The 15,047-nt window shown below is 74.1% G+C and carries 21 protein-coding genes; 12 read left to right on the top strand and 9 right to left on the bottom strand.

Annotated elements, in window-relative coordinates; all coding sequences use genetic code 11:
* From AB0637_RS19485 to AB0637_RS19460, 6 genes are all read left to right on the top strand, one after another.
* A partial coding sequence (locus AB0637_RS19485) for an Asp23/Gls24 family envelope stress response protein (RefSeq protein ID WP_366174344.1) occupies positions 1-165 on the top strand: 165 nt, incomplete at its 5' end.
* Complete coding sequence (locus tag AB0637_RS19480) at positions 162-548, top strand: hypothetical protein (protein ID WP_366174340.1); 387 nt, start codon at positions 162-164, stop codon at positions 546-548. The genes AB0637_RS19485 and AB0637_RS19480, both read left to right, overlap by 4 nt.
* Positions 549-640: 92 nt before the next feature.
* Positions 641-820 carry a DUF2273 domain-containing protein gene (locus AB0637_RS19475; RefSeq protein WP_366174339.1) on the top strand — a complete coding sequence of 60 codons (180 nt, stop codon included), beginning with the start codon at positions 641-643 and terminating at the stop codon, positions 818-820.
* On the top strand, positions 813-1,280 hold the full coding sequence (locus tag AB0637_RS19470; protein ID WP_366174338.1) for a hypothetical protein: 468 nt from the start codon (positions 813-815) through the stop codon (positions 1,278-1,280). Before AB0637_RS19475 ends, AB0637_RS19470 begins: the two co-directional genes overlap by 8 nt.
* On the top strand, positions 1,277-1,864 hold the full coding sequence (locus tag AB0637_RS19465) for a DUF6286 domain-containing protein (protein WP_366174337.1): 588 nt from the start codon (positions 1,277-1,279) through the stop codon (positions 1,862-1,864). Before AB0637_RS19470 ends, AB0637_RS19465 begins: the two co-directional genes overlap by 4 nt.
* On the top strand, positions 1,861-2,436 hold the full coding sequence (locus AB0637_RS19460; protein WP_366174336.1) for a hypothetical protein: 576 nt from the start codon (positions 1,861-1,863) through the stop codon (positions 2,434-2,436). The genes AB0637_RS19465 and AB0637_RS19460 overlap by 4 nt, the downstream gene beginning before the upstream one ends.
* A 108-nt stretch (positions 2,437-2,544) precedes the next feature.
* Here the strand turns inward: AB0637_RS19460 and AB0637_RS19455 are convergent, their stop codons facing one another.
* Positions 2,545-3,372 carry an alpha/beta hydrolase gene (locus tag AB0637_RS19455; protein ID WP_366174335.1) on the bottom strand — a complete coding sequence of 276 codons (828 nt, stop codon included), beginning with the start codon at positions 3,370-3,372 and terminating at the stop codon, positions 2,545-2,547.
* A 105-nt stretch (positions 3,373-3,477) separates the two neighbouring features.
* Here AB0637_RS19455 and AB0637_RS19450 point away from each other — a divergent pair, with 105 nt between their 5' ends.
* Complete coding sequence (locus tag AB0637_RS19450; protein WP_366174334.1) at positions 3,478-4,053, top strand: TetR/AcrR family transcriptional regulator; 576 nt, start codon at positions 3,478-3,480, stop codon at positions 4,051-4,053.
* Here the strand turns inward: AB0637_RS19450 and ribD are convergent.
* Genes ribD through AB0637_RS19435 form a run of 3 tightly spaced genes read right to left on the bottom strand, consistent with a single transcriptional unit; the run spans position 4,031 to position 6,567 of the window.
* A complete protein-coding gene (ribD, locus tag AB0637_RS19445; protein ID WP_366174333.1) occupies positions 4,031-5,080 on the bottom strand; it encodes a bifunctional diaminohydroxyphosphoribosylaminopyrimidine deaminase/5-amino-6-(5-phosphoribosylamino)uracil reductase RibD in 1,050 nt (349 codons plus the stop codon). The two genes, AB0637_RS19450 and ribD, sit on opposite strands and share 23 nt — an antisense overlap.
* Before the next feature lie 2 nt (positions 5,081-5,082).
* Positions 5,083-5,700, bottom strand: a complete 618-nt coding sequence (gene ribA / locus AB0637_RS19440) for a GTP cyclohydrolase II (RefSeq protein ID WP_366174332.1) — start codon at positions 5,698-5,700, stop codon at positions 5,083-5,085.
* Positions 5,701-5,712: 12 nt separating this feature from the next.
* Entirely contained in the window at positions 5,713-6,567 is an 855-nt protein-coding gene (locus AB0637_RS19435; RefSeq protein WP_366174343.1) for a class III extradiol ring-cleavage dioxygenase, read from the bottom strand.
* An 87-nt stretch (positions 6,568-6,654) separates the two neighbouring features.
* Here AB0637_RS19435 and AB0637_RS19430 point away from each other — a divergent pair, with 87 nt between their 5' ends.
* The 3 genes from AB0637_RS19430 to AB0637_RS19420 all read left to right on the top strand — a co-directional run bounded on the left by AB0637_RS19430 (position 6,655) and on the right by AB0637_RS19420 (position 9,024).
* On the top strand, positions 6,655-7,125 hold the full coding sequence (locus AB0637_RS19430) for a MarR family transcriptional regulator (protein ID WP_366174331.1): 471 nt from the start codon (positions 6,655-6,657) through the stop codon (positions 7,123-7,125).
* 20 nt (positions 7,126-7,145) lie between these two features.
* Complete coding sequence (locus tag AB0637_RS19425) at positions 7,146-7,853, top strand: endonuclease/exonuclease/phosphatase family protein (RefSeq protein ID WP_366174330.1); 708 nt, start codon at positions 7,146-7,148, stop codon at positions 7,851-7,853.
* 91 nt (positions 7,854-7,944) lie between these two features.
* Positions 7,945-9,024: a cell wall-binding repeat-containing protein gene (locus AB0637_RS19420; RefSeq protein ID WP_366174329.1), complete on the top strand. Its 1,080-nt coding sequence runs from the start codon at positions 7,945-7,947 to the stop codon at positions 9,022-9,024.
* Between the two features lie 16 nt (positions 9,025-9,040).
* On the opposite strand, the gene AB0637_RS19415 is transcribed toward AB0637_RS19420, so the two are convergent.
* The 5 genes from AB0637_RS19415 to AB0637_RS19395 are packed head-to-tail and all read right to left on the bottom strand — an operon-like array spanning position 9,041 to position 13,795.
* Positions 9,041-9,508, bottom strand: a complete 468-nt coding sequence (locus AB0637_RS19415; RefSeq protein WP_366174328.1) for an NUDIX domain-containing protein — start codon at positions 9,506-9,508, stop codon at positions 9,041-9,043.
* A gap of 28 nt (positions 9,509-9,536) precedes the next feature.
* Positions 9,537-10,670 carry a bifunctional 2-methylcitrate synthase/citrate synthase gene (locus AB0637_RS19410; protein ID WP_366174327.1) on the bottom strand — a complete coding sequence of 378 codons (1,134 nt, stop codon included), beginning with the start codon at positions 10,668-10,670 and terminating at the stop codon, positions 9,537-9,539.
* A complete protein-coding gene (gene prpB / locus AB0637_RS19405) occupies positions 10,667-11,575 on the bottom strand; it encodes a methylisocitrate lyase (protein WP_366174326.1) in 909 nt (302 codons plus the stop codon). Before prpB ends, AB0637_RS19410 begins: the two co-directional genes overlap by 4 nt.
* Before the next feature lie 10 nt (positions 11,576-11,585).
* Positions 11,586-13,115 carry an MmgE/PrpD family protein gene (locus AB0637_RS19400; protein WP_366174325.1) on the bottom strand — a complete coding sequence of 510 codons (1,530 nt, stop codon included), beginning with the start codon at positions 13,113-13,115 and terminating at the stop codon, positions 11,586-11,588.
* A complete protein-coding gene (locus AB0637_RS19395; RefSeq protein ID WP_366174324.1) occupies positions 13,112-13,795 on the bottom strand; it encodes a GntR family transcriptional regulator in 684 nt (227 codons plus the stop codon). The genes AB0637_RS19400 and AB0637_RS19395 overlap by 4 nt, the downstream gene beginning before the upstream one ends.
* An 85-nt stretch (positions 13,796-13,880) precedes the next feature.
* Between AB0637_RS19395 and AB0637_RS19390 the strand changes: the two genes are divergently transcribed.
* Positions 13,881-14,519 (top strand): SMI1/KNR4 family protein, encoded by a 639-nt coding sequence (locus tag AB0637_RS19390; protein ID WP_366174323.1) that lies wholly within the window; start codon positions 13,881-13,883, stop codon positions 14,517-14,519.
* A 3-nt stretch (positions 14,520-14,522) separates the two neighbouring features.
* Entirely contained in the window at positions 14,523-14,921 is a 399-nt protein-coding gene (locus tag AB0637_RS19385) for a hypothetical protein (RefSeq protein ID WP_366174322.1), read from the top strand.
* Positions 14,922-15,047: the final 126 nt, after the last annotated feature.

Below are 15,047 nucleotides of genomic sequence, written 5' to 3'. Positions count from 1 at the left end.
GTCCCCATCGCCGACCTCGCCTCCGCCGTGCGCCGCAACGTCATCGCCTCCGTCGAGCGCATGACCGGCCTGCAGGTCACCGAGGTCAACCTCGAAGTCTCCGACGTCCACCTGCCCGAGGACGACGACGACGAGGCCGAGAAGCACGTCGCGCGGGTCCAGTGACCAGCCCCGACACCACCCCGGGCCCTGCGGCCCTCGGCGAGCGGCCCACGGTCGAGGACCTGGCCGACGACCTCGCCGTCGTCGTCCGCGCCGTCCCCGGGGTGAGCGACCTCCACCCCGGTGCCCTCGGCGAGATCGGCACCTACCTGCCCGGCCGCCGCGTCGCCGGCATCCGCCTGCGCGACGAGGTGTTCGGCTCCGACGGTTCCGTCCGGTACCCCGTCGAGGTGCACGTCGTCCTCGCCGCGGGCGCCCCGATCCGGGAGACGGCCCAGGCCGTGCACGCGGCCGTCGACCAGCGGTTGGGTGCCGCCGGTCTCCACCCCGCCGTCCTCGTGAACGTCGCGGACATCGCCGCCGACCTGACGGCACCCACCGCCTGACCCGGGCCCACCGCCCGCACGGCCACGGGCCACGGGAGGTCCCACGGACCCCGTGGCCCACCCCACCCACCACTGCCTCTCGAGGAGTTCCCATGTCGTCGTCCACCACCGGTCTGCTGGCCGGTCTGCTGCTCGCTCTCATCGCCGGCACCGCCGGCGCCGGCTGGTTCCTGCTGGCGTTGCTGTTCGCCGCCATCGGCTACGGCATCGGCGCCCACCTCGAGGGCCGGATCGACCTCAGCTCGCTCATCCCGGGACGTAGCCGTGGCTGACACCCAGACCCTGCGCCCGCAGGGCACGACCGCCGCACCGCACACGACGGGAGCGGACGCGGGCACCCGCGGCCGCACCGACGTCGCCGACCGCGTCGCCGAGCGCATCGCGACCCACGCAGCCGCCGAGGTCCGCGGCAGCACCCGGACCGGCAACGGCTCCGGCGCCGCCGCGACCGGGACCGCCGACCAGGCCCGCAAGGCCGTCAGCGGTGCCGTCGACTCCGTCCTGGGTCGCTCGCTCCCGAGCGTCGACTGCACCCGCGCCGGTGACCGCGTCCGCGTGCACGTCCACGTCGCCGCCGTGTGGCCGACGCCGGCCGCCGACCTGGCCGCCTCCGTGCGCGACCACGTCCGGTCGCAGCTGCAGCGCCTCGGCGGCTACACGGTCGACGCGTGCGACGTCACCGTCGACCGCTACGTCCTGCCCCACCACGACACCGGAAGGAGGGTCCAGTGAGCACCCCCACCGACCTGACCAAGGACGCCCGGCCGTTGACCCCGGCCTCCGCGCCCACCGGCGCGGGCCGCATCGGGGCCATCGGTCCGGTCCTCGCCGTCCTGCTCCTCGCGGTCGCCGTGGTCCTGGGCCGGGAAGCCCTCGTCTCCTGGGGCACGCTGTCGGGCAGCAGCTGGCTGCAGCCCGCCGCCGGCGGACTGGACGGCCTGCAGCGCACCGCCCCCGTCGTCCTCGCGGTCGGGATCGTCGCGGTGGTCGTGGGGCTGTGGCTCCTCGTGAGCGCCTTCGCCCGCCGTTCGCGCCGCTCCCTGACCCTCAGCGGCGCCGGCGCCGGTGTCACCACCAGCACCCGCGACGTGGCCCGCCTCGCGACGAGCGCGGCCCTGGGCACCGACGGGGTCCTCAAGGCGAGCAGCTCCGCGACGCGGCGCTCCCTCGAGGTCCACGCGCAGGCCACCTCGCCGGACGTCCGCGGGCGGCTCGAGCAGTCGATCAACGCTCTCGTCAGCGGGCTGGACCCCCAGCCCCGCGTCAAGCTCCACGTGCACACGCCCCGCGCGGGCGGGAAGGACGGCGACCGATGAGCCGCAAGGTCCTGGGACTCGACCGGTTCCTGACGTTCCTGCTCGGGCTGGTCCTCCTCGTGGGCGGGGCCGCCGCCATCGCCTGGTGGGGCGGTTGGCTGAAGCAGGTGTTCCCGGGGGTGGGCGACCGCCTCGGCTCCGGCGCCGGTGACGCCGTCCGCGCCGGCTGGTTCGCCGGCGCCGCTGCTGCCGCGGCGGTCGTCCTGGCCGTGCTGGCGATCTGGTGGCTGCTGGCCCACCTGCCGCGCCGCGGTACCGGCGACCTCACGCTGAGCGGGAGCGACGCCTCCGGCCGTCTGCGTCTGGACGCCGACAGCCCGGCCCGCACGGCCGCCGACCTGCTGGCGACCCACCCCGGTGTCCGCGCCGCCAAGGGCCGCACCCTGACCGACCGCGGGGAACTGGTCCTGGAACTGCGCGCCACCTGCGAACCGACGGCCGACCTGCACGAGGTGGCGGCCGCGGCGAACAGCATCAGCGCCCAGACCCGCTCGGTCCTCGGTCGTGACGACGTCCACGGTCGCGTGGTGCTGAGCATCGCCCGCAGCGACCGCAGCAGCCGCGTGCTCTGAGGCGCACCGCGCGCACCCCGCCGACGACGGACGCCGCGGTGGATCCCTAGAGGATCCCCGCGGCGTCGTCGTGTTCCCGGGCAGTTCCTCCGGGAGTTCCCGCGACCGTCAGCGCTGCACGAACGGCAGCAGCACGGCGTTCACCTCGGCAGCGTGGGTCCACAGCATGCCGTGCGGCGCACCGTCGATCTCGTGGTACTCCGCCTCGGGGAACGCCGCGTGGAACGGGCGTCCCGTCGCGTCGATGGGCAGGGTCCGGTCGGCGGTGCCGTGGGCGATGAGCGCGGGTTTCCCGCTCTCGCGCACCGCGGCCACGTCGGCGGTGAAGTCCTCGATCCAGGTGGGGACCACGGCGTGGGCGGCGACGGGCGCACTGCCGGCGGCGACGTTCCAGGACGCGTCGACGGCCTGCTGGGAGATCCGCGACCCGAGGTTCTCGTCGAGGTTGTAGAAGTCGGCGAAGAACGCCGTGAACCACGCGAAGCGGTCCTCGCGGGCCTGCGCGGCCAGCCCGTCGAACAGCGACTGGGGGACGCCCTGGCCGAGCATCCCCGGTTCCAGCGACGCGAGGAACGCGAACTTCGCGATCCGGTCGGTGCCGTGCAGACGGGCGTACCGCGCGAGTTCACCGGTGCCCATGGAGAAACCGACGAGCACGACGTCGCGCAGGTCGAGCGTCTCGAGCACCGTGTTCAGGTCACCGGCGAACGTGTCGTAGTCGTAGCCGGTCTCCACCTTGGACGAGCGGCCGAAACCTCGGCGGTCGTACGTGACGACGCGGTGGCCGGCTGCGAGGAGTTCGCGGCTCTGCCGTTCCCAGGACGATCCGTCGAGGGGGTAACCGTGGATCAGCACGACGGGCTGACCGGTGCCGTGGTCCTCGTAGTACAGCTCGACGGGGGTCGAGCCCTCCTGGCCGACGGTGATGGAACCCATGGTCGTCTCCCTCGTGGACGTCTGCTCACTTCGCGGAGAACGAGCGTTCTCCGCCGATGACCAGTACAGTAGAGAACGTTGGTTCTCAGCGCAAGGGGGTAGGCCGTGACCGAGGCGACGACCGACCGGGACCGCGTCGTCGCGGCCGCCGACCGGCTCTTCTACGCCCGCGGGGTGCAGTCCGTGGGGATGGACGCCGTGCGGACCGAGGCCGGTCTGCCGCTCAAACGGCTCTACGCGGCCTTCGGGTCGAAGGACGAGCTCGTCGTGGCGGTCCTGGCGCACCGCAGCCGGACGTGGGACGACGGCGTCGCCGGGGCCTCGGCGGGGGCGAGGACCCCCCGCGAGCGCCTGCTCGCCGTCTACGACTTCCTCGACGGCTGGTTCGGCAGCGACGACTTCCGGGGCTGCGCGTTCATCAACGCCTACGGCGAGCTCGGCGGGGTCTCACCGGCTGTGGCACAGGCCGTCCGGGACCAGAAGCAGGCGTTCGCGCGCTACGTCGAGGACCTCGTGGCCGACCTCGGGGCCGACCGGTCCCTGGCGGCCCAGCTCGTGCTGCTCGCCGAGGGAGCCCAGACGACGGCGGCCATCACCGGGGCCGACCGCGTCGCGGACCACGCGCGGGCCGCAGCGGAGGTGCTCATCGACGCCGCGGTCAGGCGGGACCGGGCGTCCTGACCGGTCGCCCCGAGAGCCGGACGTCCCCGCCGACGACCTCGACCTCGTCGACGTCGAGCCGCAGGGCGTCCGCGATCGTCCCGACCCCGGCGGGCCCCAGCGCGGCCCGGCCCTCGCCCAGCAGCGCGGGGGCGACGTAGGCGACGACGCGGTCGACGAGACCGGCCTGCAGGAAGGCCCCGGCCAGGGTCGGACCCCCCTCGAGCAGGACGGACACGACACCGCGGGAGTGCAACTCCCGCAACAGGTCCCGCGGCGTGGCCGCCGTCGAGACGTGGGTGGGCGCGACGTCGTCGAGGATGCGGGCGGTCGCGGGGACGCGACCCCGCCGGTCGAGGACGACGCGCAGCGGCTGACGCTCGTCGAGCACGCCCTCGGCGGAGCGCGCGGTGAGGTGCGGGTCGTCGGCCAGCACCGTCCCGGACCCGGCGACGATGGCGTCCACGCGCCGGCGCAGGTCGTGCACCTGCGCGCGCGAGGCCTCCGAGGAGATCCACCGGCTCGTCCCGTCGGCCGCGGCGGAACGCCCGTCGAGCGTCGCGGCGAACTTCCACAGGACGTGCGGACGGCCGTGCCGCGCGGCCGTCAGCCACGCCTCGTTGACCCGTTCGGCCTCCTCGGCCAGGACACCGGCGACGACCTCGACCCCCGCGGCCCGCAACCGGTGGGCGCCGCCGCCCTGCACGGCGCCGGGATCGGAGACGGCGTAGACGACGCGACGGATCCCCGCGCGCAGCAGGGCGTCCACGCAGGGACCGGTCCGCCCGGAGTGGTTGCAGGGTTCCAGCGTGACGTAGGCCGTCCCGCCGGCCGCCCGCTCGCCCGCGCCGGCGAGCGCGTTGACCTCCGCGTGCGGACCCCCGGCCCGCTCGTGCCACCCCTCCCCCACGACCGTGCCGTCGGCCGCGACGACGACGCACCCGACGACCGGGTTCGGGGAGGTCGTCCCGAACCCGTGCTGGGCCAGGCCGACGGCGCGCCGGACGAACTGCTCGTCGACCGGGTCGGCCGGCAGGGGAGGAACCACCGTCAGCCCGCCAGGTCCAGGGTGTGGGCGGTGTGGTCCCGCTTGGCGCGCAGGTACCGCGCGTTCGCCGCCGACAGGTGCACACCCGTGGGAACCCGGCGCTCCACGACGATGCCGTGGTCGGCGAGCTGGTCGGCCTTGTCGGGGTTGTTGCTCAGCAGGGCGATGCCCTCCACGTCGAGCGCGGCCAGCATCTGCGCGGCGACGGTGTAGTCGCGTTCGTCCTCGCCCCGGCCGAGCGCCACGTTGGCCTCGTAGGTGTCCAGGCCGCTGTCCTGCAGCGCGTAGGCGTCGAGCTTGGCGTACAGGCCGATGCCCCGGCCCTCCTGGCGCAGGTACAGCAGGACGCCGCCGGCGGTGGAGATGCGCTCGACGGCCTCGCGGAACTGCGGACCGCAGTCGCAGCGCTCGGAGCCGAAGACGTCCCCGGTGAGGCACTCGCTGTGCGGGCGCACGAGCGGGGTCCGACCCTGCCAGTTCCCCAGCGAGAGGGCGAGGTGCTCCTTGCCGTCGACGAGCCCGTCGAAGGTGTGGACGCGGGCCGTCGTGCGGTAGCCGTCCGCGAAGCGCAGCGGGACGTCGACGGCGGTGCGGACGGTCGCGACGGGTGTCTGGGTCACGATCTGTTCCTCTCAGGAGACCTGCAGGGAACGCTTCGCGAACCCCATCTGGAAGTCGTCGATGACGGTCTTCGGCCGGGCGGCCGGGTCGGTCGCCGCGCCCAGTGTGATGAACAGCGGCGTGTAGTGCTCGACGGTGGGGTGCGCGTACGGCATCCCGGGGGCGTGTCGGAAGTCGGCCAGCGCGTCGACGTCGCCCCGGTCGAGACCGTCGGCGACCCAGGCGTCGAACTCCCGCGACCAGGTCGGCACGTCGTTGTACAAGAACATCTCCCGGGTCGCGAACTGCAGACCGTGCGTCATGAACCCCGAACCGACGACGAGCACCCCCTGTTCCCGCAGGGGGCGCAGCCGGCGGCCCAGCTGCAGCAGCCGGACCGGGTCGTGCGTCGGCATGCTGAGCTGCAACACGGGGATGTCGGCGTCCGGGTACATGACCTTGAGCGGGACCCAGGCCCCGTGGTCCAGACCCCGGGTGGCCGTGTGCAGCGGTTCGTCGTCCGGCAGGAGCGAGGCGACCAGGCCCGCGAGCGCCGTGGCGTCGGGGGTGTCGTAGCGCATGCGGAAGTACCGGGGGTGGAAGCCGCTGAAGTCGTGGACGAGCGGGGTGGCGGCCTCGGGGGAGCTGAGCACAGCCCGTTCGGACTCCCAGTGCGCGCTGACGATGAGCACGCCGCGGGGCCGGGGCAGGGACACCGCCCAGTCCGAGAGCTGCCGGATCCACAGCGGGTCGTCGAAGACGGGCGGGGCGCCGTGGCTGACGTAGAGCGCGGGGAGGGGGCCGTCGGCCGGCGTCCAGTCGCGCAGCGCGGGTCGCCCGGCCGCCAGGAAGTCGTCGTACGCGCCGCCCGGGACGGCGGGGGTCATGATCGACACCGGGGTCCTCCCTCTCCTCGTGACTTGATGCTTCAATCGACAGTAGAGCCGAGGACTTGAAGCGTCAAGCATTGGGAGGTGTCCGTGGACCCGCAGTGGCTCGACGACCAGGAGCAGGCCGCCTGGCGCCGGCTCGTCGGCGTCATGACGGCCCTGCCGGCGGCGCTCGACAGCCAGCTCCAGCGGGAGTCGGGGCTCACGCACTTCGAGTACTGGGTGCTGTCGGCCCTCTCCGAGACCCCCGACCGCACGCTGCGCATGGGGTGCCTGGCCGGCATGGCCAACGGCTCCCTGTCCCGCCTGTCGCACGTGGCCGGCCGCCTGGAACGGCGCGGCCTGCTGGAGCGGCGCCCGGACCCCGCCGACGGACGCTTCACCCTCGCGACGCTCACCGGGACCGGCTGGGAGGTGGTGGCCGCAGCCGCCCCGGGACACGTCCGCGCCGTGCGGCGCCTGGTGTTCGACGCCCTGACGCCGGAGCAGACGACCCTGCTGGCCGAGGTCGGCGACCGGGTGCTGCGCACGGTGGAGGCCGAGCGGTCGCCGTGAGCGGGCGGTACGTTCGAGGGGTGGAAGAGCCGCAGGGACGAGCGTTGCGAGCGATCAGCTACAACCTCCACGAAGGACGGGCGACGGCCGAGCTGGCGGCCCTGGCCGAGGTCCACGGCGTCGACGCGCTGTGCCTGCAGGAGTGCGACACGCTCCGGCTTCCCGAGACCGTGGGCCCGCTCGTGCTGGCCGGCGCCACCCAGCGCAACCGCCTCGGCCTGGCGCTCTACTACCGCCCCGACCGGCTGCGCGCCCACGGCCACGAGCTGCGACCGCTGCGCCGCTCCATGCACGACCGCTTCCTGTCCCCCGCGCACGAGCGGCTGCTCGCGGTCCGCTTCGAGGACCTGCAGGACGACGGGGCGCTGCTGACGCTCGCCTCGATCCACACCGCGCCGCTGTCGGCGACGAACGCCATGCGACGCCACCAGATCACCGAGGCCCTCGGCGCCATCCGCTCCGCGGCCCACGGCACGGCGGCGCTGGTCGTCGGGGACTTCAACTACCCCTGGTTCGCGAGCTCGCTGGCGCGCCGGCTGTCCGAGCAGGGGTTCGAGGTCTCGCACAGCGACCTGCCGACGTACGTGCGGCGCCGGTTCCGCGGCCACTTCGACTTCGCGATCTCCGAGGGCATGCACATCGAGAGCGTGAAGACGTTGCAGCAGGCCGGGTCCGACCACCTGCCGGTCCTCGTCGAGGCCCGGGTCAAGGCCCCCGTCCCCGCCTGACGGGCGGTCGGGCGGGCCGTCCCGAAACACCCCGGCGCCGTCGTCACAGCTGCCACACTGGCCTCTCCCGCACCAGCTCCTGGAGGCCTCCGTGTTCCGCTCCACCCTGCGCCGCAGCGCCCTGGCCCCGGTGGCCGCGGCCGCGGTGGCCGTCACCACCCTGGGCCTGGCGGGCACCGCGTCGGCCGCACCGGCCGCCGGCTTCGAGACGCTGACACCGGTCTGCTCCGCGCAGCTGCCGATCACCCACCCCGGCTGCGTCGCGGGCACCACGTACCGCGGGGCTCCCCTGCCCGACGGGACGCCCAACCAGATCGTCCAGCTCAGCGGGGACGACCGCTTCGCGACGGCGACGACCATCGCCGAGCACGGGTTCCCCGAGGCCGACGCGGCCGTCCTGGTCAGCGGCGAGGACCGGCACCTCGTCGACGCGCTGTCCGCGGGGCCGCTGGCCCGCAGCCTCGCCGCGCCCGTGCTGCTCGGCACGCGCGACGCCGTCCCGGCCGCCACGGCCGCCTACCTGCAGAAGCACCAGGTGAAGGCCGTGCTGCTCGTCGGCGGGACGGACGCGCTGGGCGAGGCCACGACGGGTCGCCTGCAGGCGCTGGGCGTCACGAGCGTCGCGCGCGTCGCCGGCGCCGACCGGTACGCCACCTCCCGCGCCCTCGTCGCCCTCATGCCGAAGGCCACCCACGGCTGGGTCGCCTCCGGCGAGGACGCCCACCTCGTCGACGCGCTCGCCGCGGCCGGACCGGCGGCCCGCCTCGCCGAACCGCTGATGCTCGTCGCGGACGCCGACCCGAAGCCCGCGGCCGCTGCGCTCACGGCCCTCGGCGTGACGTCGACGACCGTCGCGGGCGGCCCGGAGGGCGTTGCGCCCGAGGCGCTGGCCCCGCTGCCGACCCCGACGCGCGCCGCGGGCGCCGACCGCTACGGCACGGCGGCCGCGCTGGCCACGGAGTCGGTCGACCGGGGCGTGAACGCCGTCGACCTGCTCTTCGCCCCCGGGGTCACCGGTCACCTCGTCGACGCCCTCGCCGCGGGCCCCCTCGGCCGGGCCACGTTGCTCGCGGGCGACGTCGACTCCTCCTACGACGCCGTCGAGGCGTGGTTCGAGACGTACGACTCCGGTCGGGTCACCGCGGTGGGTGCGGTCGAGATCGAGGGCTGAGCCGCCCGGTGGGGGGTCAGGTCCGTGCGAGCAGTTCCAGCACCCGGTCCACGAACACGACCTGACCCTTCACCAGCTTCGACCGCGCCTCGTCGGGGGAGAACCACTGGGCGCGGTCGACCTCGGGGAACTGCGCCGTCCGTCCCGACCGGGGCGGCCACTCCATGCTGAAGGTCCCCGGGACGACCGCCGTCACGTCGAGGTCGGCCCGCCCCGTCCACACCGTGACGACCTTGCCGGAGGACTGGCGGGCCTGACCGAGGTCCACGAGGTCGACGACGGGAACGGGCAGCCCGAGTTCCTCGGAGAACTCCCGCCGCGCGGCGTCGAGGAGTTCCTCCCCCTCCTCCGGTTCCCCCTTCGGGATCGTCCAGGCGTGCTCGTCCTTGCGCTCCCACAGCGGCCCGCCCATGTGGGCGAGGAGGAGTTCGATCCCGGTCGCGGTTGCCCGGTGCAGCAGGACACCGGCGCTCTGCTTCGCCATCCGTGCAGTCTGCCCGCGGTCGGCGTCGTCAGTCCCGCTGCGGCACGTGCCGCAGCTCGGGCCCGTCGTACTCCGACAGCGGGCGGATGAGGGAGTTCGCGGCCCGCTGCTCGCGGACGTGGGCGGTCCAGCCGACGACGCGGGCGGCGACGAAGACGGGTGTGAAGAGGTCGGTGTCCAGGCCCAGCAGGTGGTACGCCGGACCCGCCGGGTAGTCGAGGTTCGGCTGGATGTCCTTCGCCTGCACCATCGCCGTCTCCAGGGCCTCCGAGAGCTCGAGCAGGTCCTCCCGGCCCCGGGCGGTCGCGAGCTCCTCCAGCGCGGCCTGCATGGTGGGGACGCGGGAGTCGCCGTGGCGGTAGACGCGGTGCCCGAAACCCATGACCTTGCGGCGGTTCTCCAGGGCGTCGGCGAGCCACGCGCGGGCCCGGTCGGGGGCGCCCTCGCCGGGACCGATCTCCTCGAACGCCGCCCAGACGGCCTCGTTGGCACCACCGTGCAGCGGGCCCTTCAGCGCACCGACGGCCGCGGTGACGGCCGAGTGCAGGTCCGACAGCGTGGACGTCACGACCCTCGCCGCGAACGTGGAGGCGTTGAAGGAGTGCTCGGCGTACAGCACGAGGGACGTCTCGAACGTGCGGACGGCCACCTCGTCGGGTTCCTCCCCGGTGACGGCCCACAGGAAGTGCGCGGCGTACCCGAGGTCATCGCGCGGGGCGGGCAGGTCCAGGCCGCGGCGTCGCCGCTGCGCGTAGGCGACGACGGCCGGCAGGGCGGCGAACAGGCGTTCGGCCTTGGCCAGTTCCGCGGCCGGGGAGTCGTCGGCCGCCTGCGGGTCCAGCGCCCCGAGGACGCTCACGGCGGTCCGCACGACGTCCATGGGGTGCGCCGACGTCGGCAGGTCGTCGACGACGCGGCGCACGCGGTCGTCGAGCGCGCGACCGGCGCGTTCCCGCGCCCGGAAGGCGTCCAGGGTCGCGGCGTCCGGCAGGTCGCCGTCCCACAGCAGCCGCGCGACCTCCTCGAACGAGCAGCGCGTCGCCAGCTCCTGCACCGGGTACCCGCGGTAGAGCAGCGAGTTCGTGTCGGGATCGACCTTCGACACGGCGGTCGTGTCGGCGACGACACCCGCCAGACCCTTGCGGACGGTCGGGTCGCTCATCCTCGGTTCCCTTCCAAGCTGAAGTCGTACACGGAGGAGTCGAAGTCGCCGTACCCGGCGTAGTCGACGAGGTCGTACAACTCGGCGCGCGTCTGCATCTGCCCCACGACGGGGTCGAGGGTTCCCGCGTCCTTCAGACCCGCCAGCGCCCGGTCGGCCGCCCCCATCGCCAGCCGCAGCAGGGACACCGGGTGGATGACGATGCGCACCCCGGCGTCGCGGAGCTGGTCGTGGGTGAACAGGTCGGACCGGCCGAACTCGGTCATGTTGGCCAGGACGGGCACCTCGAGCGCGGAGCAGATCGTCTCGAACTCCCCCAGGTCGGCCATCGCCTCGGCGAACACGACGTCCGCCCCGGCGTCGACGAGGGCCTTGGCCCGCCGGACGGTGGCGTCGAAACCCTCGACCCCGCGGACGTCGGTGCGGGCGACGACGAGGAAGTCCGGGTCGCGCCGCGCGTCGACCGCGGCCCGCACCCGGCGGACGGCGGTCGCCTCGTCGACGACCTGCTTGCCCTCCAGGTGTCCGCACCGCTTGGGGTTCACCTGGTCCTCGACGTGCAGCCCGGCGACGCCCGCGTCCTCCATCACCTGCACCGTGCGGGCGACGTTGAGCGGTTCCCCGAACCCCGTGTCGGCGTCGACGAGGACGGGCAGGTCGGTGACCCGCGCGATCTGCGCGGACCGGCCGGCGACCTCGGTGAGCGTCGTCAGCCCCACGTCGGGCAGACCGAGGTCGGCGGACAGGACGGCCCCGGAGACGTACACCCCTTCGAAACCGTGCCGCTGCACGAGCCGGCCGGACAGCGGGTTGAAGGCACCGGGGAACCGCAGCAGGTCCGTTCCGGCGAGGGCCTGGCGGAAGGCCGCGCGCTTGGCGCTCGGCGTCGTCGACGAGTACAGCACGGGGTTCTCCTCAGAACAGGCCGGCGGGCAACGGGACGGTCTCGAGCAGTTCCGGGGGCGCCACGACCTGCAGGTCGCGGACCTCCTCCGCCGTCAGCTCCGGGAGCCGGCGGGCGAGGGCGGTGAAGCGGGCGACCTCCTCGTCCGCCAGGACCCCGGCGGCGAGCGTGGCGAGCTTCGCCTCGTACTGGGACCGGGTGAACGGGTGGGCGCCGAGCGGGTGCGCGTCGGCGACGGCGATCTCGTCGACGATCGTCCGCCCGTCCGCGAGGCGCGCCTCGACGCGGGCGCCGAACGCCTTCCGGGCCGGGTCGGTCGCGTGGTAGCGCTCGGTCCACTCCGGGTCCTCGACGGTGGACACCTTGCGCCACAGGGCGACCGTGTCCGGCCGGCCGGCGCGGGCGGAGGCGTAGCTGTCGACGTGGTGCCAGCCCCCGTCCTGCAGGGCCACCGTGAAGATGTACGGGACGGAGTGGTCGAGGGTTTCCCGGCTGGCCGTCGGGTCGTACTTCTGCGGGTCGTTCGCGCCGGACCCGATGACGACGTGGGTGTGGTGGGAGGTGTGCAGGACGATGCTCTCGACGTTCTCCGGGTCCCGCAGTTCCGGGTGCTCGCGGTGCAGGCGCCGGGCGAGGTCGATGACGGCCTGCGCCTGGTACTCCGCCGAGTGCTCCTTGGTGTAGGTGTCGAGGATGGCCCGACGGGATTCCCCGGTTTCGGGCAGTCCCACGGTGTAGCGCGCCTCGGGACCGTCGAGGAGCCAGGCGATGACGCCGTCCTCCCCCTCGTAGATCGGCGCGGGGCTCGTCTGCCCCCGCATCGCGCGGTCCACGGCCTCGACGGCGACCTTGCCCGCGAACGCCGGGGCGTGCGCCTTCCACGTGGAGATGGCGCCCTTGCGGGACTGCCGCGTGGCCGTCGTCGTGTGCAGGGCCTGGCCGATCGCCTGGTGGACGACCTCGGTGCGCAACCCGAGCATCGTCCCCAACCCGGCCGCCACGGACGGACCGAGGTGGGCGACGTGGTCGATCTTGTGGCGGTGCAGGGAGATCGCCTTCACCAGGTCGACCTGCACCTCGTAGGCCGTGACGATCCCGCGCAGCAGCTGCTCGCCGTCGCACCCCACGTGCTGCGCGACCGCGAGCAGCGCGGGGACGTTGTCGCCCGGGTGGGAGTACTCGGCGGCGAGGAACGTGTCGTGGAAGTCGAGTTCGCGGACGGCGACGCCGTTGGCCCACGCGGCCCACTCCGGCGACGTGGTCTCCGTGGTCCCGACGATGCGCGCGCCCACCCCGCCGCGGGAGGGCGTGTGGTCGAGCGCCTGCGACCGGGCCGCGACCACCGGGGGCCGCAGCAGCGACGCGGCGCTGACGGCGGCGTTGTCGACGATCCGGTTGACGACCATCTCGGCGACGTCGTCGTCGACCGGGCCGCGGACGGCGGTCTCGTCCGTGGCGAGCCGGGCGAGCTGCCAGGCCAGTTCCGCCTCGCGGCCGAACTCCTCGTCGCTGCGGTGGACCCGGACCTCGTGCTGCTTCACGCGCTCTCCTCGTCGTTCTGCTGGTGGTGCGGGGTGGTGAGGTGTTCTCGGAAGTGCGACCGGCTGCGGTGCAGGTGGACGTGGACGGCGTGCGCGGCGAGGTCCGCGTCGCCCGCGGCGAGGGCCTCGGCGATGAGCTGGTGCTCGGAGGCCGCGGCGAGCAGCCGGGCGGGGTCGTGCCGGGCGAGGCGGCGGATGCGCACGAGGTGGGTGCGGACGTCGCTCAGCGCCCGGACCAGCCACGGGTTCGCGACGGCGTCGTCGACCGCGGCGTCGAACTCCGCCGTGACGGCGTAGTACCGGTCGAGCTCCCCCGCCCCGACGAGGGCCGCCGCGTGGCCGAACCGGTCGGCGAACTCCACGAAGACCACCCGCCCGGGCGCCCGGGCCGCGAGCCGCGCGGCCTTGACCTCCAGCGCCTCGCGCACGTCGTAGAGCTGGTCGAGGTCGGCGAGGTCGAGCGGGGCGACGACGAGCCCGCGGCCGCCGACGGGGCGCGCCAACCCGTCGTGGACGAGCTTGGCGAAGGCCTCCCGGACCGGGGTGCGGGAGACACCGAGCCGGGCGCTCTGCTCCAGCTCCGCCAGGACCGCACCGGGGGCCAGCTCGCCGTCCAGCACGTCGGCGCGCAGCCGGGCGTAGACCCGCTCCGTCGCCCCGCCACGCCGCTGTGCATGCACCGGACCACCATCAGCCCTCAAGGGCCCGACGTCAAGCGCTCTGTGCATGCAGAAGGAGAGCCTGCACCCCAGGTAGGTTCGTGGTGTGGACGAGGGCGACGAGACGACGGTCAGGGTGCGCACGGCGTTCGAGCGGGTGGTGCGCCTGCTGCCCGGGGACCCCCTGCTGAACCCACCCGCGACCGGTGAGCGCCTCGCCGCGGCCGAGGAGCACCTCGGGCAGCGCCTCCCCGACGACGTGCGCGCGCTCTACCGCCTCGCCGACGGCCAGGTGCAGTACGAGCACCCGGACCTGCTGCAGGCCGCGGGCCTCGTCGGCGGCGAACCGTTCCTGCCGCTGGCCAGGGTGTTGCTGCACTGGGACCAGTGGGCGGGTTTCGAGAGCGACATCAGCCTGGACGAGTTCGCGTCCTCGACCCCGGAGGGTTTCGTCCGGCCCCGCTACTCGGTGCGGGGGTGGATCCCGCTGACCCACGACGGCGGGGGGAACCACGTCGGCGTGGACCTCGACCCGGACGAGCGCGGCAGGGTCGGTCAGGTCATCACCTTCGGCCGGGACGACGAGGCGCACCGGGTCCTGGCGCCGTCGATCGGCTCCTACCTCGAGCAGCTCGCCGACCTGCTCGACCAGGGACTCGCGGTGCCCGGTGACGACGACGAGCCCTGGAGCCTGCGGGTGCCGCCGGGGACCTCCCCGCACGCGCTGTTCCGCGCGGAGGGGTAGCCAGTGGTCGACGTCGTCGTGGAGGTCGGGGACTGGGAACACGAGTGCTGCGGCCCCGCCTACGAGCGGGGGCAGGTGGTCGACCTCACCTGCATGGTCGTCACAACGCCCGAGGGCGCCACGGTCCTCGTCGAAACGCGTCACGAGATCGGCGTCCACTGGCCGCTGGAGCACGTGCGCGGTCGCGTGGTCGATCTCGAGGTGGTCTGTACGGACGGGACGTCGCAAGCGGTCCTGCGGGTTCCGGACGGCTCCTCACTGTGCGGCTTCGGAGAGGACGACGGACACCTCGAGGACCCGTGGACCGGGGAGGTCGTCGTGAGCTCGCGCAATGAGTTCCGCGTCACGGTGCGGGTGTCCGGAGACCGGGCGCCCGGCGCGCCGTCGTCGTACCGGGACTGATCGACCCCGGGTCAGGACAGGGGGTCGTCCTGGTGCTGCAGCCATCGCGCGAAGTGGGGCCCAGGACGGCCGTTCCATCGTTGTGCAGCGAGATGGCTGCAGCGCTGGCACGGGTCGCGCCGGGTC

The sequence above is a fragment of the Kineococcus sp. NPDC059986 genome (assembly GCF_040702905.1).
Classification (GTDB): Bacteria; Actinomycetota; Actinomycetes; order Actinomycetales; family Kineococcaceae; genus Kineococcus.
The sequence above is the reverse complement of the archived record's forward strand: the minus strand, read 5'-3'. Positions and strand labels throughout refer to the sequence as shown.